This is a genomic window from Pseudoxanthomonas sp., from assembly GCF_035999195.1.
GTDB lineage: Bacteria > Pseudomonadota > Gammaproteobacteria > Xanthomonadales > Xanthomonadaceae > Pseudoxanthomonas_A.
Map to the genome: position 1 here is coordinate 149728 of NZ_DASYGY010000004.1, position 22439 is coordinate 172166.

General features: G+C 68.5%; 15 protein-coding genes. 1 reads left to right on the top strand and 14 read right to left on the bottom strand.

Annotation, left to right across the window (positions count from 1 at the left end):
* Positions 1–363: 363 nt before the first annotated feature.
* From VGN58_RS01375 to VGN58_RS01405, 7 genes are all read right to left on the bottom strand, one after another.
* Complete coding sequence (locus VGN58_RS01375; RefSeq protein ID WP_327480886.1) at positions 364–1695, bottom strand: HAMP domain-containing sensor histidine kinase; 1332 nt, start codon at positions 1693–1695, stop codon at positions 364–366.
* Positions 1692–3029 carry a sigma-54 dependent transcriptional regulator gene (locus VGN58_RS01380; RefSeq protein WP_327480888.1) on the bottom strand — a complete coding sequence of 446 codons (1338 nt, stop codon included), beginning with the start codon at positions 3027–3029 and terminating at the stop codon, positions 1692–1694. Before VGN58_RS01380 ends, VGN58_RS01375 begins: the two co-directional genes overlap by 4 nt.
* Positions 3030–3032: 3 nt before the next feature.
* Positions 3033–4247, bottom strand: coding sequence for an ABC transporter permease (locus VGN58_RS01385; protein WP_327480890.1), 1215 nt, complete (start codon positions 4245–4247; stop codon positions 3033–3035).
* A 23-nt stretch (positions 4248–4270) separates the two neighbouring features.
* The gene (locus VGN58_RS01390) at positions 4271–5494 is read right to left on the bottom strand and encodes an ABC transporter permease (protein WP_327480892.1); all 1224 of its coding nucleotides are present in this window, start codon (positions 5492–5494) and stop codon (positions 4271–4273) included.
* Between the two features lie 149 nt (positions 5495–5643).
* Entirely contained in the window at positions 5644–6954 is a 1311-nt protein-coding gene (locus tag VGN58_RS01395; RefSeq protein ID WP_327480894.1) for an ABC transporter permease, read from the bottom strand.
* A 75-nt stretch (positions 6955–7029) separates the two neighbouring features.
* Entirely contained in the window at positions 7030–7752 is a 723-nt protein-coding gene (locus tag VGN58_RS01400; protein WP_327480896.1) for an ABC transporter ATP-binding protein, read from the bottom strand.
* A 111-nt stretch (positions 7753–7863) separates the two neighbouring features.
* Positions 7864–9132: an efflux RND transporter periplasmic adaptor subunit gene (locus VGN58_RS01405; protein ID WP_327482010.1), complete on the bottom strand. Its 1269-nt coding sequence runs from the start codon at positions 9130–9132 to the stop codon at positions 7864–7866.
* Between the two features lie 194 nt (positions 9133–9326).
* On the opposite strand from VGN58_RS01405, the gene glmS reads away from it, so the two are divergent.
* On the top strand, positions 9327–11153 hold the full coding sequence (gene glmS, locus VGN58_RS01410) for a glutamine--fructose-6-phosphate transaminase (isomerizing) (protein WP_327480898.1): 1827 nt from the start codon (positions 9327–9329) through the stop codon (positions 11151–11153).
* A gap of 77 nt (positions 11154–11230) precedes the next feature.
* On the opposite strand, the gene VGN58_RS01415 is transcribed toward glmS, so the two are convergent.
* The 7 genes from VGN58_RS01415 to VGN58_RS01445 form a co-directional block, all read right to left on the bottom strand.
* Positions 11231–12334 carry a toxic anion resistance protein gene (locus VGN58_RS01415; protein WP_327480900.1) on the bottom strand — a complete coding sequence of 368 codons (1104 nt, stop codon included), beginning with the start codon at positions 12332–12334 and terminating at the stop codon, positions 11231–11233.
* Entirely contained in the window at positions 12331–13029 is a 699-nt protein-coding gene (locus tag VGN58_RS01420) for a hypothetical protein (RefSeq protein ID WP_327480902.1), read from the bottom strand. The genes VGN58_RS01415 and VGN58_RS01420 overlap by 4 nt, the downstream gene beginning before the upstream one ends.
* Positions 13026–18353, bottom strand: coding sequence for a DNA repair ATPase (locus VGN58_RS01425; RefSeq protein WP_327480904.1), 5328 nt, complete (start codon positions 18351–18353; stop codon positions 13026–13028). The genes VGN58_RS01420 and VGN58_RS01425 overlap by 4 nt, the downstream gene beginning before the upstream one ends.
* Positions 18354–18440: 87 nt before the next feature.
* Positions 18441–20414, bottom strand: a complete 1974-nt coding sequence (locus tag VGN58_RS01430) for a hypothetical protein (RefSeq protein WP_327480906.1) — start codon at positions 20412–20414, stop codon at positions 18441–18443.
* Between the two features lie 30 nt (positions 20415–20444).
* Positions 20445–21080, bottom strand: coding sequence for a hypothetical protein (locus tag VGN58_RS01435; RefSeq protein WP_327480908.1), 636 nt, complete (start codon positions 21078–21080; stop codon positions 20445–20447).
* A gap of 15 nt (positions 21081–21095) precedes the next feature.
* Positions 21096–21758 (bottom strand): PspA/IM30 family protein, encoded by a 663-nt coding sequence (locus VGN58_RS01440; protein WP_327480910.1) that lies wholly within the window; start codon positions 21756–21758, stop codon positions 21096–21098.
* Positions 21758–22399: a DUF2170 family protein gene (locus tag VGN58_RS01445; RefSeq protein WP_327480912.1), complete on the bottom strand. Its 642-nt coding sequence runs from the start codon at positions 22397–22399 to the stop codon at positions 21758–21760. Before VGN58_RS01445 ends, VGN58_RS01440 begins: the two co-directional genes overlap by 1 nt.
* Between the last annotated feature and the right edge of the window lie 40 nt (positions 22400–22439).

A 22439-nucleotide genomic window follows, 5' to 3' on the forward strand; every position in this document is an offset into this window, starting at 1 on the left:
CGTTCGCCGGATGTAACGGACGGCGGGACAAGGCCCGCCCTACGCGGTCTCGGGTAACGGGAGCTTGCGCGTGGCGTGAGCGCCAAGAGCGCCGCGTGCCACGTAGCGTGCGCCATGCGCACGACCGCATCGATCGTTGCTCCATGCACCCTACTGGCCCCACGACTGATGCACGCCTGGATGGCGCGATGACGGCGGGTCCGCACGACAGCTGAAGTGCGGATCGCGGCTGCCAGCCCTCACCCCTTGCCCTCTCCCGGAGGGAGAACGCAGCCGATGCCGTGTCGTTCCCGCGTCGCGTGTAGGGCGGGCCTCGGCCCGCCGCTTTCGCCGGATATCACGGACGGCGGGCCAAGGCCCGCCCTACGTGGTTTCAGGCAGCTGTATGGACACGCACAGTCCGCCGCCTTCGCGGTTGTGCAGCGATAGCCGACCACCGTGGGCCTCGATGATCTCGCGGGTCAGTGCCAGGCCCAGGCCGGTGCCGTTGCGCTTGGTGGAATAGAACGGCACCAGCGCGTTCTGCAGCACCGCGTCGTTCATGCCGGTGCCGCGGTCCATCACCTCGATGCGCAGCCAGTCGGGCAGCCGCGTCAGTTTCACCGACACGCCGTCGGCGCTGCCGCCGGCTTCATGGGCGTTCTTGAGCAGATTGAGGATGGCCTGCTCGAGTTGTGCGACATCGATGCGACCATCGATCTCGCCCTCCGGCATCACCAGCTCGAAGCCGATCTGCCGCTGCAGTCCCTCGAAGAACGCACGCCAATGCACGGTCTGCAGTTGCGGCGACGGCAGTTTGGCGAAGCGCGCATAGCCGCGGATGAAGCCTTCCAGGTGGCGTGCGCGGTCCTCGATGGTGCCGAAGACTTCCTCCAGCCGATCATGCCGCCCACGGCGCACGAGCTCGGCGCCCGAATGCGCGAGCGAGGCGACGGGGGCCAGCGAATTGTTGAGCTCGTGGCTGATCACCCGGATCACCTTCTTCCAGGTCATCACTTCCTGCCGCCGCAGTTCGCTGGTCAGCAGGCGCAGCAGCAGCAGTTCATGCGGTCGTCCGTTGAGGCGGAAGGTGCGACGGGCCAGGTGGTAGACCTGTTCCTCGCCATCCTCTTCCTCGCTGCCGATGGCGAACAGGCTGTCGCCACCGCGCGCCAGCGCCTCGCGCATCTCGACCGGCGAGGATCCGATCAGGGCGTCGTAGTCCTGGCCTTCCAGCTTCCACCCGCTGTGCAGCAGCTTGCGCGCGGCCACGTTGGCGAAGATCACGCGCCGCACGCCGTCGCCGCCCGGCGCGATCAGCAGCATCGCCACCGGCGTGTTCTGCACCATGGTATCGAGCAGCAGCTCGCGCTGGACCAGGCTCAGCCGCTGTTCGCGCAGCACCTCGCCCAGCGAGGCGTGCGCGCGCACCAGTTCGGCGAGTTCGTCGTTGCCGCGCCAGTGGATGCCGAAGTTGTACTCGCCGTCGCGGTAGCTGTTGACGCTGCCGGCCAGCGCGCGGAACAGCGAGTACGTGCTGCGCAGGCCGCGGCGGATCGCCCACATCGCCAGCGGCAGCACCACGATGGCCGAGACCAGCACGGCGACCACGTCGTCGCCGATCCAGTGCGACAGCAGCACCGGCAGCGCCATCGCCAGCGCGAGCAGCGGCAGCAGCCAGGACAGCACGCGGCCGGCGAGCGAGCGGCGGATCATGGCGCCTTGATGCCGAAGCGTTCCATGCGCCGGTACAGCGCCTGCCGGCTCATGCCCAGATCGGCGGCAGCCTGGGCGATCACGCCGCCGGCGCGGGCGATGGCGGCTTCGATGTCGGCGCGCTCCGGCTCGGCGACGATCGCGGTGCGCACCGGCGCCGGACGCGGCAGGTTGAGATCGCCCGCTTCGATGCGATCGCCCATCGCCAGCAGGCCGGCACGCTGGATGACGTTGCGCAACTCGCGCACGTTGCCCGGCCATGCATGGCGCAGCAGCGCCGCGCGCGCACTTTCGGCCAGCGGCTTGTCGGCGGGGCGGAAGCGTTCGGCCAGCGGCAGGATGTCGCCGGGCCGTTCGGCCAGCGGGGGAAGCGCCAGCTCGATCGCGTTGAGCCGATAGTAGAGGTCTTCGCGGAACATGCCGTCGCGGATCATCGCCGGCAGGTCGGCATTGGTCGCACTGATGACGCGCACGGTGACGTGGCGTTCGCGATTGGAGCCCAGGCGCTCGAAACGGCCGGTCTCCAGCACGCGCAGCAGTTTCATCTGGCCGGTCAACGGCAGGTTGCCGATCTCGTCGAGGAACAGCGTGCCGCCGTCGGCCGCCTCGAACTTGCCCTCGCGCGCCTTGTTGGCGCCGGTGTAGGCGCCGGCGTCGGCACCGAACAGTTCGGCTTCGATCAGCTCCGACGGCAGCGCGCCGCAGTTGAGGGTGACGAAGGCGCCGGCCTTGACGCTGGAGTTGGCCTGGATGATCTCGGCGATCTTTTCCTTGCCCGCGCCATTCGGACCGGTGATCAGCACCGGCAGGTCGGAACGCGCGACCTGGCAGGCCAGCGCGACCACGCGTTCGCTCGCCGGGTCCTCGAACACGAGGTTGCGCAGGTCGTACTTGCTGGACAGCTGGTCGCGGCCGCGACGCTCGCGGCTGCGGCGGCGTTCCAGTTCGCTGCGGGCTTCGGCCAGTTCCAGCAGCGTGTTGACCGTGGCCAGCAGCTTGCGGTCGTCCCAGGGCTTGGCGAGGTAGTCGGCCGCGCCGGCCTTCACCAGGTTCACCGCCACTTCCAGGTGTGTCCATGCGGTCAGCAGGATCACCGGCATGTCCGGCCACTGCATGCGGATGTCGGCGAACAGCTGCTCGCCTTCGGTGCCTGCAGTGGTGTCCTCGGTGAAGTTCATGTCCTGGATGACCAGGTCGACATGCTGGTCGCGCAGCAGCGCCAGTCCGGCCTCCGGAGACTCGGCATGCAGCGTGTCGATGTCGTGCAGCGAGAACAGGACTTCCAGCGCCGTGCTGACGGCTCGGTTGTCGTCGATGACGAGGATGGTGGGCATGCGCTATAGCCTAACCGAAGGACTGCGACTGACGAGGTGCGGCGGAATGCGGAAGGCCCGCATCGCAAGCCATGTCGCCACCAGGGCAAGCGCCGCCGCGCAGGCCGTCGCCAGCAAGACGGTGTGCAGCGGGGACAGGAGGGGCAAACCGCCGGAAAGCCGGGAGGCGATCGGCGAACCCGCTATCAGCCCGCCGAACATCGCGCCCAGTCCGGCCAACGCGCCGAGTTCCAGACCCCATTCGCGCACGATCTGGTGGCGAGTCGCACCGAACGCCTGCCGCAGACTGAGTTCCAGTCGTTGATGTCGGGCCATCCACTCGGTCGCGAACAGCAGCGTCGCCAACAGGACCAGCGCAGCAAGGCCAGCGGCTGCCGAAAGCGCTCTTGGCAGCAGGGGACGAAGCGATGCCATCGCGATGCGGTCGGCGGAGAGCGGGCGCGACGCAGCCGGGAGTCCGCGCGGGTACGCCTTCTTCAACATGCGCTCCACGGCCGTCGATACGCGCACCCGTTCTCCGCTCGCGCTGCGCACGAGCAGCGGACCCACCCGCGCGTCGGCAGGTGCGGTAGGCAACAGGATGGCAAAACCTTCGGGATTCTGGCGGAACCCGTTCCCCGCGGCCGGAAGCGCGGCGACGACGCCGATGACGGTCAGCGGAGCGTCGTGATGGATGTGCAGGCGTCCGCCGATGGCGGACGTGCCGGGGAACAGGCGTTCAGCCAGGCTGGCGCTGATGATCGCCGGCGCGCCGCGGGCGTGCAGGCGGGTCTGGTCGCCGCTGTAGACGCTGAGGTCGGCGGGAGCGAAATCGCGCCCTTCGATCAGCTGCAGTCCGAGCGTCTGCACCATTCCGTCGGTTCCGAAGTAGATGGCAACCACCGCGTTGTCGCTCTGCGCATCGTCCTTCCATACACGGGCCGCCCACGACACGTCGAACGAGTACGGCGACTGGTTGGCGACAGCGGCATGGCGTACGCCCGGCACGGACCGGATCAGCTCAAGGACATCCGCCGAGGGCAGCGGCACATTGTCGACCGTGTCCAGACGGGGGAACACGGTGATCTCGTCTTCCGGCAGTACGGGCGGTGGCGTTGGCATGGCCCGCCATGCGGACCATGCCAACGATGCCAGCATGATGAAGGCCACGACTTCCGCCACCAGCAGGCTGGTCCACCAGGGGTGCCGCCCGAGCAACAACAGGCGTGAGCGGACCATGGCGACGTCGCGAGGCGATGCAATCAGGCCGTACGCGTCGCCACTGCCGGCGGTACCGACGCGGCCCGGCGTGCCGGTCCGTACACCGCGACCTGGCCGAGCAGCCACAGCAACACCGCGCCGACCGGCAGGTACAGCAGCGGCAGGCGCGGCAGTTCGTACTTGCCCATCAGCAGCTGGTTGATGCCGTAGGCCAGGACCATGCCGATGACGATGCCGATGGTGGCCAGCAGGAAGTTCTCGGTCTGGAAGTAGCGCAGGATCTGGCCCTTCGTCGCGCCCAGCGCGCGGCGGATGCCGATCTGCTTGGTGCGCTGCTGCACCCAGAAACTGGCCAGGCCGACGATGCCCAGCGCGGTGACGACGAGCAGCGAGACGATCACGGTCAGCAGCAGCCAGGCCATCGCGCGGTCGCCGCGGTAGTAGTTGTCCATGATCTCGGTGAACGTGCCCTCGCGCAGGATCAGGCGACGCGAGCTGTTCTTCTCCAGTGTGGCGACCGCGGCCTTCTGTACCTCGGCGCGGCGCGCGGGATCCGTGCGCAGCACGAACGTGCCCAGGGTCATGTCCTTGGCCGGGAAGATCATCGTGTAACCCGCTTCCGCCGGGCCGCCGTTGTCGTTGGTGCGGATCAGGCGCTCCACCACGCCGACCACGCGGTGTGGCGTGTTGTCCGCGTTCCACGAGTACAGGTTCTTGCCGATGGCGCTTTCGCCGGGGAACAGCTTGTTCGCCAGTTCGCGGCTGATGATCACCGCAGGCAGGTTCACCCGGGCGTTCTGCTTGTTCATCTCGGTCCAGTTGGCATATTCGTCCGCATTGAAGTCGCGGCCCTCGGCCAGTCGCAGGCCCAGCGTGTCGATGACGTTCTCGCCGAGGTAGACATTGGCCTGCGCGCTGGGGCGTTCCTGCTCCGGCGCCAGCTGGATGGAGCTGTTCCACGAGGAGTTGTCGAACGGCACGTGGTTGATGCTGCTGGCGGCCTTGACGCCGGGCAGGGTGCGCAGGCTGGCGACGTCCTGCTTCACCAGCGCGTCGGCCTCGGGGTTGTCGCCGATGTTGCCCATGCTGATGCGCACGATCTCTTCGTTCGCCAGGCCGGTGGGGCGATCGATGCGCTCCAGTCGCTGGGTGATGAGGAAGACCGCGTTGCAGATGATGGCGCACGACAGCGCCACTTCCAGCACGATCAGCGCGGCGGCCGTCTTGTGGCGGGCCAGGGTGGAGAGGATGGGGCGGATGTCCATGGTGGGCCTCTGGGGTTTCAGCCCCTTCCCCCGCGTGCGGAGGAAGGTCGGAATGGGATCAGGTCGTCGGGTGTCGCGAGGTGGGGGGCGTCATCGTCCTGCCCTCGCCCCCACCCCGACCCTCCCCCGCCAGCGGGGGAGGGAGCGGATCATTGCGATTTCAACTGGATGGCGGGCGTCACCTGCATCGCGCGCCACGCCGGCAGCATGCCGGCGAGCAGGCTGGCGACGATCGCCAGCGCGAACGTGGCCAGCAGCATCTTCAGGTCCATGTGCGCGAGATCGGCGTAACCCGCCGGCTGCTGGCGGACCGCCAGCAGGCCCAGCCACGCCAGCACCAGGCCGAGCGCGCCACCGACCAGGCCGACGGTGCCGGCTTCCACCAGGCACTGCGCGAAGATCGCCTTGCGCGTGGCGCCCAGCGCCCGGCGCACGCCGATCTGCGATGCACGGCCGAGGAACTTGGCCAGCAGCAGGCCGACGGTGTTGAGCAGGCAGACGGCCAGGAAGCCGAACGCCAGCCACACCTGCAGGCGCACGTCGCCCGGTACCGCACCCTGCTTGTCCAGCCACTGCATCACGTTGTGCAGGTCCACATTGGTCGGCCGTTCGAACCGGCCCGCCGCGCGCTGCTGGTCCGAGTAGTTGGCCAGATACTGCTTGTACGCCGCGACCTTGGCCGGCGTGTCCAGTTCCACCCAGTACTGCAGCCACGAACATGGGGCATTGGGGCCGCGCGAGCCTTCTTCATCGCCACTGGAGTCGCCCCAGCAGTTCATGTTGCCCTGCGTGCCCATCTTCAGGCTGAGGGCGGTCCAGAACGGCACGAACAGCTGTTCCACTTCGGTGAAGCGGTCCTGCGTCATGTCGTAGAACTTCGGCGCGGGGCGCCATTCGTCCAGCACGCCGACGATGCGGAACGTGCTGCCCGAGGCCGTAAGCTCACGGCCGACGCTGTTGGCGCCGCCGAAGAGCTTGTCGTTGAGCGCCTTGGAGATCACCGCCACGCGGGTGCGCGACTCGTCGTCCGCCGCGGCCCATCCGTTGCCGTAGCGGAACGGCACGTCGAACATCGGGAAGAAGTCCGCGGTGGTGTAGCGCGCTTCGACCCGGAAGGGCTCGATCCTGCCGTCCTGCGATTCCACCGACGACGCGCCGCCGGTCATCAGCGCCTGGCGGTCGGCCTTCCTGTCCTTCAGCAGGCGCTCCGCGTCGTAGCGGGTGAACTGGTCTTCCGGCTCGTCGCCGGGCGTGAAGCCGTTCGCCGATCGCGGCTCGATGCGGGGATAGAACAGCTTGTCGCTCTTCTGCGGGATCGGGTCGCCGGACAGCACGTAGAACACCGTCAGCGTGGTCATGCTGGCGCCGATGCCCAGCGCGATGGCCAGCACCATCAGGAAGGTCAGCGCCTTGTTGCGCTTGAAGCTGCGCAGCGCGAGGGAAAAGTAGTAGCCGAACATGCGTGGCTCCGTAGGGTGGGCCTTGGCCCACCATGGGGTTGTCTTGGGTCTGTGTGCGGTGGGCCGAGGCCCACCCTACGCGGATGCGTTGGCTTCGGCGGCGTGCGCCGCACGCATCAGCGCCGGCTCCACCGACAGGTCGGTGGCCATGCCGTCCACGATGTGCACGTTGCGCTGCGCGCGTGCCGCCAGTTCGGGGTCGTGCGTGACCATGATGATGGTGGTGCCCTGACGGTTGATCTCTTCCAGCAGCTCCATCACGCCGCGCGCCATCTGCGAGTCGAGGTTGCCGGTCGGTTCGTCGGCCAGCAGCAGGCGCGGGCTGCCCGCCAGCGCGCGCGCGATCGCGGTGCGCTGCTGCTGTCCGCCCGACAGTTCGGCCGGGAAGTGCTTCATGCGCGAGCCCAGGCCCACGCGCGCCAGCGCGTCCTCGATGCGCTGCCTGCGCTCGGCCGCCGGCATGCCGCGGTAGCGCAGCGGCACGTCGACGTTGTCGAACAGGTTGAGGTCCGGGATCAGGTTGAAGCCCTGGAAGATGAAGCCGATCTTCTGGTTGCGCAGACGCGAGCGCGCGTCGTCGCCCAGATGGCTGACGTCCTGCCCATCGAGCAGGAACTGCCCGCCGGTGAAGGTTTCCAGCAGGCCGGCGATGTTGAGGAAGGTGGTCTTGCCGGATCCCGACGGTCCGGTGACCGCGACGAACTCCCCCTCGCGGACATGCAGGTCCAGGGAACGCAGCGCATGCGTTTCCACCTGTTCGGTGCGGTAGACCTTGGCGACTTGGCGCATCTCAAGCATGGCTGAATTCCTTCGGACGGGATTGGGGATTCGTGATTGGGGATTCGGGAGAGGGAGTCGAGACATCCGGGATCGGGCGAATCCCGATTCCCCAATCCCGAATCCCGGCTTTCAATTGACCGACACCCGCTCGGCATCGCCGAACAGGTCGCTGCCGGAGACGACGACCTTGTCGCCGGCCTGCAGGCCGCCCAGCACTTCGATGTTGCTCAGGCTGCTGACGCCCAGCTGCACCGGGCGGCGTACGGCGGAGCTGCCGTCCATGACATAGGCGTAGCGACCGCCGCCCTGTTCCAGGAACGGGCCCCGTTCGACCATCAGCACGTTGCGGCGCGTGTCCATCAGGATGCGGGCGGCCAGGCGCTGGTTCTGGCGCAGGCCGGGCGGCTGCTTGTCGGAGAAGCGCAGGCGGGTGACGACTTCGCCGCCCACCACTTCCGGCGACACTGCGGAGATCTCGCCCGGGTACGGCTGGCCGGCGCTGGTCAGCGTGGCCGGCATGCCGATGGCGAGGTCGCGGGCGAAGCTCTCCGGCACCTTGATCTCGACTTCGAACACCGACAGGTCCACCACGCTCAGCACCGGCGCGTTGATGGCCACGTTGGAGCGCTGCACGGCCTGGATCTGGCCGACCTGGCCATCGAACGGGGCGCGCAGCGTCAGCGCGTCGACCTGGCGCTGCACCTCGGTCACCACGGCACGCTGGCGCTGGGCCAGCAGCTGCTTGTTGCGCGCATCCAGGCCGGCGCCCTGGCCCTGCAGGCCGGCGTCCTTGCGGGCATGGGCCAGCGCGATCTCGGCCTTGCGCAGGTTGTCCTGCGCTTCCAGCACGTCGACCTGCGGCACCGCGCCGCCTTCGAAGCCGCGCTGGTAGCGCTGCAGCGTGCGCTCGGCGGCCTGGCGCTCGATCTCGGCCTGGTCCAGCGCCTTCTGCGCGTTGGCGCGGGTGACGCTGGCGTCGAGGGTGGCGCGGCTGGATTCGGCTTCCAGCCCGGCCAGCGTGGTCTGCTCCTGCGCCAGCTTGCTGCGCAGTTCGGGACTGTCGATCTCGGCCAGCGGCTGGCCCTTGGTGACCTTGTCGCCGGCCACGACCTTCAGCGTGACCACGCCGCCGGCGACGGCGTACAGGGTCGGACTGTTGGCGGCGATGACGCGGCCGTCGGCGGCGATGTCGCGGACCAGGTCGCCGCGGGTCACCTCGGCGATGCGCAGGCGTGCGCCGTCCACCGATGCGGTGCCCGCCAGCCAGCCGCGCGCGGCGAAGACGATGCCGACCAGCAGCAGGGCGCCGCCGGCGGCGGGCCACACCCAGCGGCGCCAGGCCGGTCGGGTCTGCGAGGCACTGAGTACACGGTCTTGGGCGGAGGTGTCCCGAATCATCGGCGGCATGCGTTCTTGGGAATGACCTGCCTCTCTCAGCAGGATGCGTGCCAAACGCAAGCGATTGATTCCAAAGGGGGTTGTCCGGTCCGGACGACTGTCCGGGTGTCCGCGGACACCGTGCGGACAGGGCCTGTCCAGTGCCGGACACGTAGAATGTCCGCTCGTTTCACTCAGATGGAAGACACAAGCCTATGTGCGGAATTGTGGGCGCGATCGCCGATCGCGATGTGGTGCCGGTACTGATCGAAGGACTGAAGCGGCTGGAATACCGGGGCTACGATTCCGCGGGCATCGCGGTGGTCGACCGGCAGGACGTGCGCCGCGTGCGCCGCACCGGCCGCGTGGCCGAGATGGAAGGCGCCGCCGCCGCCGAGGGCTTCAACGCGAATCTCGGCATCGGCCACACGCGCTGGGCCACCCACGGTGGCGTGACCGAGGCCAATGCGCATCCGCACATCAGCCACGGTGTGGCGCTGGTGCACAACGGCATCATCGAGAACCACGAGGAGCAGCGCGAGAAGCTGCGCGCGCTCGGCTACGTGTTCGAGTCGCAGACCGATACCGAAGTCATCGCCCACCTGATGCACCATCACCTGCAGGGTGGCGACGACCTGCTCGGCGCATTGCAGTGGACGGTGAAGGAACTGACCGGCGCCTACGCGCTGGCCGTGGTCAGCCGCAAGGAGCCGGACCGCATGGTCTGCGCGCGCATGGGCTGCCCGTTGCTGATCGGCGTGGGCGAGGGCGAGAACTTCATCGCCTCGGATGTGTCGGCGATCATCCAGGCCACGCGTCGCGTGATCTTCCTGGAAGAGGGCGACACCGCCGAAGTCACGCGCGAAAGCGTCAAGGTCTTCGACGGCAAGGACCAGCCGATCCAGCGCGACGTGCACGTCTCCGACGTGTCGCTGGCCTCGCTGGAACTGGGCCCGTACCGCCATTTCATGCAGAAGGAAATCCACGAGCAGCCGCGCGCGATCGCCGACACCATCGAGGCCGTGGTCGATGGCGGCTTCTCCCCGACGCTGTTCGGCGCCAATGCCGAGGTGGCGCTGAAGGACATCGAGGGCGTGCAGATCCTCGCCTGCGGCACCAGCTACTACGCCGGCATGACGGCGCGCTACTGGCTGGAAGCCATCGCCGGCGTGCCGTGCAACGTCGAGATCGCCAGCGAATACCGCTACCGCGCCGCCTACGCGAACCCCAAGCACCTCATCGTCACCATTTCCCAGTCCGGCGAAACGCTGGACACGATGGAGGCGCTGAAGTACGCCAAGTCGCTGGGCCACGAGCACACGCTGTCGATCTGCAACGTGCCCGAGAGCGCCATCCCGCGCGCCAGCGAGCTGGTCTGCTACACGCGTGCCGGCGCCGAGATCGGCGTGGCCTCGACCAAGGCCTTCACCACCCAGCTGGCCGCGCTGTTCCAGCTGACCGTCGTGCTGGGCAAGCTGCGGGGCAAGGTCACGCCGGAACAGGAAGCCGACTACCTGGAGCAGTTGCGCCACCTGCCGGGCAGCGTGCAGCACGCCCTCAACCTGGAGCCGCAGATCGCGGCGTGGGCGGAACGCTTCGCGCCCAAGTCGGACGCGCTGTTCCTCGGCCGTGGCCTGCACTACCCGATCGCGCTGGAAGGCGCGCTCAAGCTGAAGGAAATCTCCTACATCCACGCCGAGGCCTATCCGGCAGGCGAGCTGAAGCACGGTCCGCTGGCGCTGGTCGACGCCGACATGCCGGTGGTGGTGATCGCGCCCAACGACGTGCTGCTGGAGAAGGTGAAGTCCAACATGCAGGAAGTGCGCGCGCGCGGCGGCGAGCTGTTCGTGTTCACCGACCAGGACAGCCACTTCAGCGAATCCGAAGGCGTGCACGTCATCCGCACCCCGCGCCACGTCGGCGTGCTCAGCCCCATCGTGCACACCATCCCCGTGCAGCTGCTGGCCTACCACACCGCGCTCGCGCGCGGCACCGACGTGGACAAGCCGCGCAACCTGGCGAAATCGGTGACGGTGGAGTAGTCGTCCATCCGGATGCCGGAGACAGAACGGGCCGCGCAATGCGGCCCGTTTCTGTTTGGTAAGACGCGAACTTGCGATCAGGAAGCTGCGGTGCCCGTCGTCGGCAGCGCCAATCGCTTTTCCAGATCTTCGCGCATATCCACCAGTTCGGTGGACAGCTGCTTGCGCTTGGCCATGCCTTCGCGGTGGATCTCGCGCACTTCCTCGACCGTGCGGATCAGCGTCTCGTTGACGGTGCGCAGGGTCTCGATGTCGATCACCGAGCGCTGGTTGGCGCGCGCGGTGCCGACGGCCGTGGCGTGCACCAGCTCGGCGTTCTTGCGCATCAGTTCGTTGCTGGCGTCGTCGATGGCGTTGGCCAGTTCCACCGCGTTGCGCTGGTCGGCGAGCGACAGCTGGATGGCGAACTGGTTGCGCCACATCGGGATGGTGATGTCGCGTACCGCGCTGAACTTCTCGATCAGCTGGATCGCGTTGGCCTGGATCAGGCGGATCATCGGCAGCGTCTGCGTCGCCGCGTGCTGCAGTACCTGCAGGTCGGACACACGCTTGTCGATCAGGCGCAGCGCGGTGTCCAGCGCGGCACGGCGGGTGCGGGATTCCGGATCCTCCAGGCCGGACAGCGACGCCAGTTCCGCTTCCAGTTCGGCGATGCGGACGCGGCCGGCGGCCACGTGCACGCCGAGTTCGCGGCGCTCGTCCAGCACCATGTCGTGCATCTGGTCGTACTCGCGCACGCGCTGCTGCTGGATCTGCTGGGTCTTGCCGACGTCGGCCATCAGCTGGTCGATCTGGCGGTTGGTCGAGCTGTAGCGCTGCACCAGGTCGTCCTTGGTGGCGCGCAGCCTGTCGATCAGCGGGCCGAGGATCGGCAGCTTGGAACGGCCGTGGAAGGACTCCAGGTTCAGCGAACGCGCGATGCGCACCACCTCGCCCAGCTTCTCGCCGCTGCTGTCCAGATCGGCGTTGCGGACCTTGTCCAGCAGTTGCGTGCTGAAGGCGCTGGTCTTGGTGGTCGCTTCGCGGCCGTAGGTGTGAAGGTTGCCGGGCGCGATGTCCTGCAGCGCCTTCGTGGCCTCCTGGATGCGCGGAATGTCGGCGCTTTCCAGGCCCAGGTCGGTCAGCAGCTGCGGCGACAGCGCGGCGGGGAGCAGCATCTGTTCGGGATTCGTCGTCGTCATGGGGCCTCCTGGGTGTGGGTGGTACGCGCTGCCGCTGCGGATGCAGGCGGTGGCGCGGGCAGGTGTTCGATATGGGCTTCCAGCTCGTCTATCGCCCGCGCTGCCGAGGATAGCTGCATTCCATGGCCGGCACCGGCGGTGACGCCGAGCTGCTGGTCCAGCAGCACCGTCAGTCGCGGCAGTTGCTGCGCGTGCCGTTCGGCGATGGCGAGCGCATTGGCGGCGACGATGTCGAGCTGCTGGAGGGTGATGTCGTAAGCGCTGCGCAGCGTGATGAGGTGGGCCAGACGCGAGGCGCCCGCCTGCGGATCCGCCGTGGCCTGCTGGCGGGCCAGGTCGTCGATCTCCTGCTGCAGGCGCACACCCGCCGCGCGCAGTCGCTGCGCATGTTCCGACAGGGTGGCGTGCTGGCGGCGAAGGTGTTCGGCCTGGATGCCGGCCTGCCGCAGCAGGAGGCCGCTGCGCTTGCGCAGGGCGCGCGCCTCGGCGGCGACGCGGATGTCGCGGCCGATCAGCCGGCCCCAGAAGCCGACGCTGCGGCGCAGTGCGCGCGGGTCGGCCGACAGCAACACGGTGCGCAGGTCGCGCAGCGTAGCCTGCAGATCGCCCGCGCCGGCCTGCGCCAGCGCGCGGATCGCGGCAGCGTGCTCGGCCAGGCCGGCAGTGTCGGCGTCCGCAGCGGGAAACCGGCTCACCTCGGCGGGTCTCCGTCGCGGTCGTGATCGTCGGCCAGCGGCGATGGCGACACATCCAGCGTCGGCGTCGGGCGCTCTTCCTTGAAGGCGAGGCTGGCGATCACCTGGTCGAACTCCGTCTCGCGCGGCGAACGCGGCCTCGCCTTGCGCGTGCCCACCGGCGGAGGCGTACCGGCGCCGCTCCGCAATGCCTGTGCCAAGGCCACGAGTGCACCGTTGAGCTGGTCCTGCCGCGCCATCGTCTGTTGCAGGGCCTCCAGTACCGGTGCGGTATCGATCACCGGTGCGGGCGTTGGCGTGGCGGCAGCGACCGGTTCCGGCATGCGCAGTGCGTGCAGGGCGGAGAGCAGTCGCTCCCATGGGGCGGGTGGCGGCGTTTCGATGGGCACGGGTTCACCCAGCCGCTGCAGGCCGACGGCGATGTCGGCCAGCTGCGCGACGACGCGGCCGCCGACGTCGGCATCCTCCGCACCCATCGCCTTGTTGCGCAGGAAGTCGGCCTTGATCTGCTGCCAGCGCGCCTGTTCCTCGGCGGTCAGCGTGCCGCGCAGTTCGCCGAGCTTGAGCAGGTTCTCCTCGGCGCCGGTGGTCAGCAGCTGCGCTTCGCCCAGGTAGTGGTCGGAGATCAACTGCTGCAGCTCGGCAGCATTCATCACCGGCGAGATCTTCTCCGCCAGCTTGTTCATGTTGCGGTAGCTGCCCTGCAGGCGGAACGGCGGTTCCACCCGGTACCTGTCGGCCTGCGCGGCGCTGGCGATGTACTGCTGGTTGACCCGGTAGACCACGTCGCGCACGGTCAGCAGGCGCTGCAGCACCGCGACGATCTCGCCGATCTCCGCGCCGCTGTACGCATGCGACAGCTGGTTGGTGCTGACGTCCTTGCCGCGCGCCTTGTCGACCAGCAGGTAGAGATCGGCCATGTCGCGCGTGGCGAGCGGCGCGAGCACCGGGTTCGACGTCAGGCAGTTCTCCACGTAGCTCAGCAGGAAGGCGTCTTCCATGCCGCCCAGCACGTCGCCCAGGTTGTAGATGTCGGCGCGGTTGGCCAGCATGTCGGGAATCTTGAAGACCTCGCCGGACTCCGTGTACGGGTTGCCCGCCATCACCACCGCGAACTTGCGCCCGCGCATGTCGTAGGTCTTGGTCTTGCCTCGCCACACGCCCTCGATGCGGCGCGTGCCGTCGCACAGCGAGATGAACTTCTGCAGGAACTCCGGATGCGTGTGCTGGATGTCGTCCAGGTACAGCATCACGTTGTTGCCCATCTCCAACGCCAGGTTGAGCTTCTCCAGTTCCTGCCGCGAGGTCGCGTCCGGTGCCTGCGCGGGATCGAGCGAGCGCACCTCGTGGCCGAGCGCCGGACCATTGACCTTCATGAAGACCAGGCCGAGCCGATGCGCCACGTATTCCATCAGCGTGGTCTTGCCGTAGCCCGGCGGCGAAATCATCATCAGCAGACCCATCAGGTCGCTGCGCTTGCTTTCGCCGACGGTGCCCATCTGCTTGGCGAGGTTGTCGCCGATCACGGGCAGATAGACGTCGTTGATCAACCGGTTGCGAACGAACGAGCTGAGGGGGCGGGCCTTGAACTCGGACAACCTCATGGCGGCGCGCTCGCGCTGCGCGACTTCGCTGCGCAGCGCCTGGTAGCGTTGCCAGGCCGGCACGAATTGCCCGCTGTGCGCGGCGAAGCGGGCCGGCAGGTCGTCCACCGCCAGCGTCAGCCGTCCTTCGCGGATGCGCGGATGTTCACCGAGCAGGCCATCGACCTGGCCCATCAGCGTCACATGTTCCACCACGTGCGTCAGCTGCGCGCCATGGCGGAACAGGGCGATGGCTTCCGGCACGTAGGCCGCGAGGTGGGCGTGTTCCGGCAGCGCAGCCAGCGCTTCCAGCGCCTGCCGCAGCAGCGACCACGCTGCGGCGGGGTGGTCGTCCAGTCGTTGCAGCGCACTGGTGAGCACACTGCCGCCGTCGCCATCGGACAGGCGTGCGCGCAATGCGGTCACCAACGCATCGGCGTAGTGGGTGAAGCGGAACGTCGGCGTCGCGCTGGTGACCGTGTCCAGCAGGAAGGCGGCGGCCGCCGATGCGTCGGTGGCGGGGAAGGGCAGCGCGTCGTGGTTGATCCATTCGGCGATCGCCGCAGCCAGTTCGTCGTGCATGGCCTGCAGGGCGCGGCCCGCCGGTGACATGGCGTCGATCGTGCGGGCTGCGCGGATCCGGTCCACCGTCGCCTGCGGCGCGGCGTCGTTGCGGCACCACCATGCCACGGCCAGGGCGCGCGCCGGCGGCGGATGCCGAAGCGTGCCGGCGGCGTTGCGCAGCGGCAGGAAAGCCCGCAGGATCGCCGCGGCGTCGTGGTCGTGGATGCCTTTTTCGTAGCCTTCGCGGTAGCGGGGCGCGGCGTAGTCGCGCACCATCCTGTCCAGCGCTTCCGGATCGGCCAGCGCGTGCTCCAGCTGGTCCACGGCCAGGCCGGCTTCCCCGGCCAGCGCATCCCCCAGCAGGCGGCAGGCCAGATACTCACCTCGATACAGCGACGGCGACTCCGAGGCGAGGCTGACGTCCCAGTAGTCGCGCAGCGCGTCCAGCGCGGGCTCCTGCAGCGGCTCCAGGTAATCGGTGCCGGTCAGGTGCACGGCCAGCGTGTCGCCGCGCGGGATCAGGGTCAGGTCCAGCGGCTGCGTGTTGACGCTGAAGCGATGGCGCGGTCCCAGCTTGATGACGTTGCCGGCGTCCTCGAACAGATCGCTGCGGTCGCGCAACCCGCGCACGGCCTGGTCGCGGGCGCCCTTGATGCGCGCCTCGATGTCGTCGGCCTTCACCGAGTCCTTCAGTTCGCGCAGGCGGCCGGCCAGTTCGCGCAGTTTCAGGATCAGCGCATCGCCGGCGAAGAACGCGTTGAGCTCGTCCAGCGTGGTGAAACGCTCCGTGCGCCGGGCCAGGCTCTCCAGGATGCGGCTGGCCGCTTCCTGCACCGACTGCGCCTTGCGCTGGCGTTCGTCCAGCAGCGCCTGCTTGTGCGCCTCAAAGGCCACCAGCATCTCCTCGCGTTTGGACAGGATGTCGCCGAGGAACTGTTCGTGTTCGCCGAACTGGCTCTCCAGTTCCTCCAGTTGCACCATCAGGCGCGACAGCTGTTCGTCGGCGCGCTCGGGTGTGGTCGCCATCGCCAGCGCGTTGCTGACCGCCTGGCCGAACAGGGTGAACTGCGCGCCGAACTGCGCCACCGCTTCGGCCGAGCCCAGCTCGCGACGGCGCTGGGTGGCGCGTGCGCGGCTCTGGTTGAGCCTGGCGTAGATGGACGACAGCGCGTCTACCACGCGGGTGCGCTGGGTGGCGTCGTCGACCCGCAGCGTGGCCATCAGTTCGGACAGCATGTCGAGCTCGCCGGCCATGCCCTGCATGGCCTCGATGGCCTCGGCCAGTTCGCGTGCGCTGGCGGCCTTCTGCGCGCGTGCGTCGAGCTCGGTCAGGCGCTGCTGGAACGGCGCCAGCGCCTTGTCGTCGGCGAGGAAGCTGCCGGTCGCCGTGCCGACGCGCTCGTGCGCCTCCTGCAAGGCCGTCGTCATCGCGTCGATGGCGGCGGTATCGATATAGCGGTAATCGCGCAGCGTCAGCAGGTGGCCGCGCAGGCGCGACACCGCACCCAGCGCGTCGACGAACTCGCCGATGCCGTTCCATCCCTCCGGTTGCAGGCGGCCGATCAGGGCGCGATGGTCGCGCTGCGCCTGTGCCATCGCCGTCTCGGACTGGCGCCGGATCTCCTGCACCTTCTCGTACTCGTCCAGCACCGACTCGCCGGTGCCGGCGATCTCGTGCAGCAGCGTGGCCAGGCCCTCGCACTGCGCGTCGTCGATCCAGTGGTGCAGGTCGAACAGCCGGCGGGTCGCATGCGTCAGCAACTGGTAGCGTTGCGCCGACACGTCCGGGCGTTCGATCTCGCGGGCGAGGTCGAACAGGTTGGACACCGCGCGGACCAGCTCGGCATTGCCCAGCTTCGCCATGAACGAGGTGCCGGCCGGTCGCGTGGCGGCGAACTCGTCCGAACTGAACGGCGTCTGCCACAGCTGCATCGGATGGACGCGGGTCGGGTCGTCGTTCTCGGCGCGGAACAGCACCATCCGCCCATCGTGCAGGCGCGCATAGCCGTGCGTCAGCACGGGCGGCTGCAGGCGGCGCTGCACCAGGTTGTAGACCAGCAGGGCGGCCTGGCCGGTCTCGCGCTCGTAGAACACGTACATCACGTCTTCGCCGTTCGGCGAGCGGATCGTGCGCTTGTACTGCATGTCCTGCACGGCGGCGTCGAACGCCTTGTGCTCGCCGTTCTGCAGGTAGTAGCCGCCGGGGAAGATGATGCCGTGGTCTTCGGGCAGCTGGATGCAGGCCTGCACGATGGCGTCCAGCCGGGTCACCTTGCCGGTCTGGGTGTTGTAGACCAGGCCACGCCAGGCGCTCTCGCGGTACGGCAGTACTTTCAGCAGGATCAGCGAGCCGACGCGCGCGAACTCGATCTGCGCATCGTCCAGCGACTGCGTGCGATCCTCGACCGGCTCGCTGTAGACGCCGGAACCGCTCTCGGTGTTGTTCTCCACCTTCAGCGTCAGGTCGCCGCCGATGGTCTCGACGAACAGCGTGTCGAGGATGTTCAGGTGCGGGTGGCGGCCGCTGACTTCCATGTCCTTGGTCGCGCGCGTCCATTCGAAATCGAACGGCGGCGGCAGCACGATGTCGCGCTCGCCGCGCGCGTCCAGGTAGTTCACCTCGCCGTCGGCGGTGAGCGTCCAGCGGAACACGCGCACGTCGGTGTTCTTCAGGCCGATCTGGAACGCCATCAGCAGGCGGCCGTCGCGGACGATCAGCTGCAGCAGCCGTGCGTCCTTGTAGTAGCTGTACAGCTCGGCGAAGTCGCGCTGGAACGCGCCGTCGCCCAGGAAGCTGGCGGCGATATCCACCGGGGCCACGTCGTAGCCCTCGCCGGTCTCCACCAGACGGTACAGGCCGAACACGTCGGCGACGGACGTGGTGGCCTTCAGGCCCATGTAGACGTTGAAGCCGAACAGCAGCAGGTCGCCGACCTGCACGATGTCGCGCCCGACGGAGTTGTGTTCCGTGCGGATGCGCAGGCGGCCGATGGCTTCCATCCGGCTGTCGCCGAACTCCTGCAGGCGGCGCGTGTTGAGCGTTTCGACAACGCTGCGCAGCCGCGCGCCCTGTTCGTCGAGGCGACGGCGCAGCACATCGTAGGCGCCGCCCTGCGCGACGGCCTGGTCGACCTGCGGGTCGGTGGAAGGGACTTCGGTGTTCGGCGTATCGGACATCGGACCTCATCCTCGCCCGTCCTGGGCGGTCGATGCGGAAATCGGGGCCGGCGGACGGCGCCGCCGGCCCGGCTCAGGCGCGCTGGATCAGGCGTCGGTCGCTTCGGCCGTTCGACCGGGCGCAGGCAGGCCGGCGCCCGCCAGCCGACCCAGCAGCTGCGATGCGATCGGGCTTTCGCCCACGATGCCTTCCAGCGCCTTGCCCAGCGAGATGCCCTTGGTCAGCGCGTCGAACACGCCGCCGTCGCCGCCGATCAGCTCGATGTTGGCGCTCTTCAGCGCGCCGGCCAGCACCTCGGCGTTCTCGCGCGAGATCGCCTTGCCCGCGTCGATCGACGCCAGCAGCTGGCGCAGCTGGGTTTCCAGCAGCATGCGGAACTCCTCGTGGCTGCGCGCATCCGGGCTCATCTTGCCCATCGCGTCGAACTTCGAGGTCAGGCCTTCGGCTTCGGCGGACATCTTCTTGGCGATGTTGCTGGCTTCGGCATCGCCCATCGCCTGGGTGGCGCTGGCGTTGGCCTGGCCCAGCTTCTGCGCGCCGTCGGCCTCGGCGGTCAGGCGCTCGCTCAGCACGCGCGCATCGGCGTTGCCCTGCTTGTAGGTGGCGTCGGCCTTGGCTTCCAGCACGCGGGCTTCGGCCAGCCCGGTCTTCTCCATCGCCACGGCGTTGGCTTCCCGCACCTGCGCTTCGGCCAGGCCGGGCGCCGCGGTCTCGGCGCGCACGCCGTCGGCCAGCACGCGCTTGGCTTCGGCCTGCTTGGCGGCGGCCTGCAGTTCCGCCTCGGCCAGCACGGTCATCTCGACGGCGCGGTGGCGCGCGGCCTGCTCCGCCGCTTCGGCGGCTTTCACGTCCTTGACCAGCGTTTCCTGCGCGGCGGCTTCGGCCGCGAGCACGGTTACCTGCTTGGCGCGGTCGGCCTCGGCGACCTCGCGGGTTTCCTTGATCTTCTCTTCGGCCACGGCGACGGTCTGTTCGATCTGGGTCCGCTCACGCACGACGTTGGCCACTTCCATGCGGCCCTGCTCCACGACCTTGTCGCGGTCGACCTGCTGCATCTGCACTTCCTTGTCGGTGTTGACGCGCTCCAGCTGCTCGGCACGTGCCACGCGCTCGAGCTCGATGGCGACGGCGCGGCGGCGGTTCTGTTCGGCCACTTCGACCTGGCGCAGCTGCTCCTGCTCGCGGATCTTGATCTGCTCCTCGGTTTCCAGGCGCGCGCGCTCGGACACCTGGCGCTGCTCCTCGATCACCTTGGCGGTCTCGGCGGCTTCGCGGGCGCGCACGGTCTCGACCTCGCGCTGCTGGCGCGCTTCGGCTTCGGCCTGCTGGCGTTCCAGTGCGAGCAGGGCTTCGCGGGCTTCGGTGTTCTTCTTGGTGATCGCCAGCTTCTCGTTCTGCTCCAGCTCGTTGGTCTGCACGTTCTGGCGCGCGGTCAGCTCGGTGATCTTGCGGATGCCTTCGGCGTCCAGGATGTTGCTGGGGTCGAGCAGGTGCTTCGGCGTCTGTTCCAGGTAGTCGATGGCGACGTCTTCCAGCACGTAGCCGTTGAGGTCCTGGCCGATGACGGCGACGATCTCGTCGCGGAATTCCTGGCGCTTGTCGAACAGTTCGGTGAAGTCGAACTTCTTGCCGACCGTCTTCAGGGCTTCGGAGAACTTGGCGTTGAACAGCTCGTCCACCGCGTGCTTGTCCGAGGCGCGGTCGGCGCCGATCGCCTTGGCCACGCGCAGCACGTCGCCGGGGGTCTCGTTGACGCGCAGGTAGAAGGCCACCGCGATGTCGGCGCGCATGTTGTCCTTGCAGACCAGGCCTTCCTTGCCGCGACGGTCGACCTGCAAGGTGATCAGGCTGATCTTCATCAGCTCGGCCTTGTACAGCACCGGGATGATCAGTGCGCCGGTGAAATGCACCTTGGGTTGCGAGCTCATGTCGTTGACGATGAGGGCCGTGCCCTGTTCGACCTTCTTGTAGAAGGCCTTGAAGATGCCGATGAAGCCCAGTCCCAGTACCAGCAGGACGGCAAGGCCGATGACGAAGGGGAGGATGGTGGCAGTGGTCATTGCAGAACTCCTTGTAGACGGCGCGGGCGCTTACTGCTGGTGGAAGAGGGTTTCGGACATGACGCGGTAGGTGTTGTCGGATTGGAGGTGCTCGATCAGGACGACGCGTTCGCCGCGCGACAGCCGTTCGCCCGGCAGCGTGCGGACCTGCAGGATCAGGCCGGCGCCGCCGTCGTCGAAGTGGGCGCGTCCCGTCTCGGCATCGGCGTAGGGCGAGATCACGGCGCCGGCGCGGCCGAGTACGGACGGCGGCACCGGCGGCCGCAGGCGCGCGATCACGGCGGCCAGCGGGCGCAGCAGCAGCGACGTCACCAGCGCACCGGGCAGCAGTGCGACGACCAGGGTGCCGGCGCCGGCGATCCAACGCAGGCTGTCGGGCAGGTGCTGCAGCAGGAACAGGTGCACGAAGTAGGTGATCAGCCAGCCGAAGAAGGACAGGACCGTCAGCACCAGCATCATCGGCACGCCGGACAGGCCGAGCCTGGCCACCATGCCGGCCACCACGTTGGGTTCGGCCGTGTCGCCGTCGGTGGTCAGCCAGCCGTCGACCGTGTCGAGGTCGACGATGCCCGTGGCCGCCAGCAGCCAGTACACCGTGCAGAACGCGAGCAGCACGCTGTAGACCAGGGTCGGAAAGGTCAGTGCGGTGTTCAGGAACTCGGTCATCGAGGCTCCCCTGTGTCAGCGCTTGCGCGCGGATGACGTGATGCGCTTGCGAGCGCGGTCCAGCACGGCCTGTGCGGGGTCGTCGGCGGTCTTCCTGCGCGGGTCCTGGCCGGCGACGCTCATCCCCTCGACGGGCGCACGCCGTTGCTTCATGCGCGCGGCGGAGGCGAACGCAGGCTCCGGATGCAGCGCATCGCCGGGCTGTCGCCGCGCCACCGTTGCCTGCGCACGCTGCAGGCGGTTGGACGCACGCAGGATATCCAGCTGGTGTTTCAACCGGCGCAGCCGGCCTTCGAGCTGTTCGACCACGTGCGCGAACTCGCGCTCCTGCGCGGCCAGTTCATGCCCCTCGTGCATCCGCTGGCTGCGCTCGGCCTCCAGACGGACGACCTGGTCCGCGGCCGTGCGTGCCTGCGTCGCACGCCCCTGCTTCAGCAAGGCCTCCACCCGGGCCTCCGCCTCGCCGATGCGGGTGGTGATGGCGGCCTGGTGTTGCTCGTTGGCCACGCGCCGCGCCTTCGCCGCCGCATGCTCGCCGCGGGCGCCATGCAGGGCGTCGTCGATGGTGCGGATCTCCTCGTCGAGCAGGCGCTCGGCACGGTCGCCCAGCACCGCATCGGCGACGCCTTCCATGCCCTCCTGGATGCGCTTGAACAGCGCCTTCAGCGTGTCCGGCATCAGGCCTTCCTCCGCGTCGCCGTGCGCAGGAACGGACGGTAGGCCTCGGTGGCGCTGATGACGTTCTCGGCCAGCGTCTCGATCTCGAACATGAGGTTGGCCAGGCTGGAGTGCGTGTCGAGCGCGCCGAACATGGTGTATCCGGCGACGCCGCCGATGCGCTGCAGGCCGATCGTCGACAGCGGCAGCAGCACGTGGGTGCTCAGTACGTGGGCATTGAACGCCGCCACATCGGCAACGTCCTCCACGGGCCACAGGTAGGCCTCGACCAGGATCTGTTCGCCGCCGACGGCGAGGAACACCGACAGGTCGCCGTACTCGTGCATCACCAGGTGCAGGCTGGGCTCCGCGCCCTCGATGGTCTCCAGGCTGATCCGGCCGTCGCGCACCGTGCTGGCCTGCTGCAGGGCATGGCGGATGGCGGCGACGGTCCAGCCGGCTTCGGCGGGCTGCGTGGGCAGGTAGGGGATGCCGGCGTCCCGCTCGGCGTCGCGCATCGACTTCTCGATGGCGGCCAGCTCCTCGGCGTATTCCGGCCGGATCCAGACGTCCTTCTTCACCAGGCCCTGCTCGCGCATGCGCTCCCGGTAGTTGCGGACATGCAACGTGGAGGCCTTGATCGCGGGGCGCGGGGCTGTCATGAAATGAAATCTATGGCTTACATGTAATCGTGTCAACCGG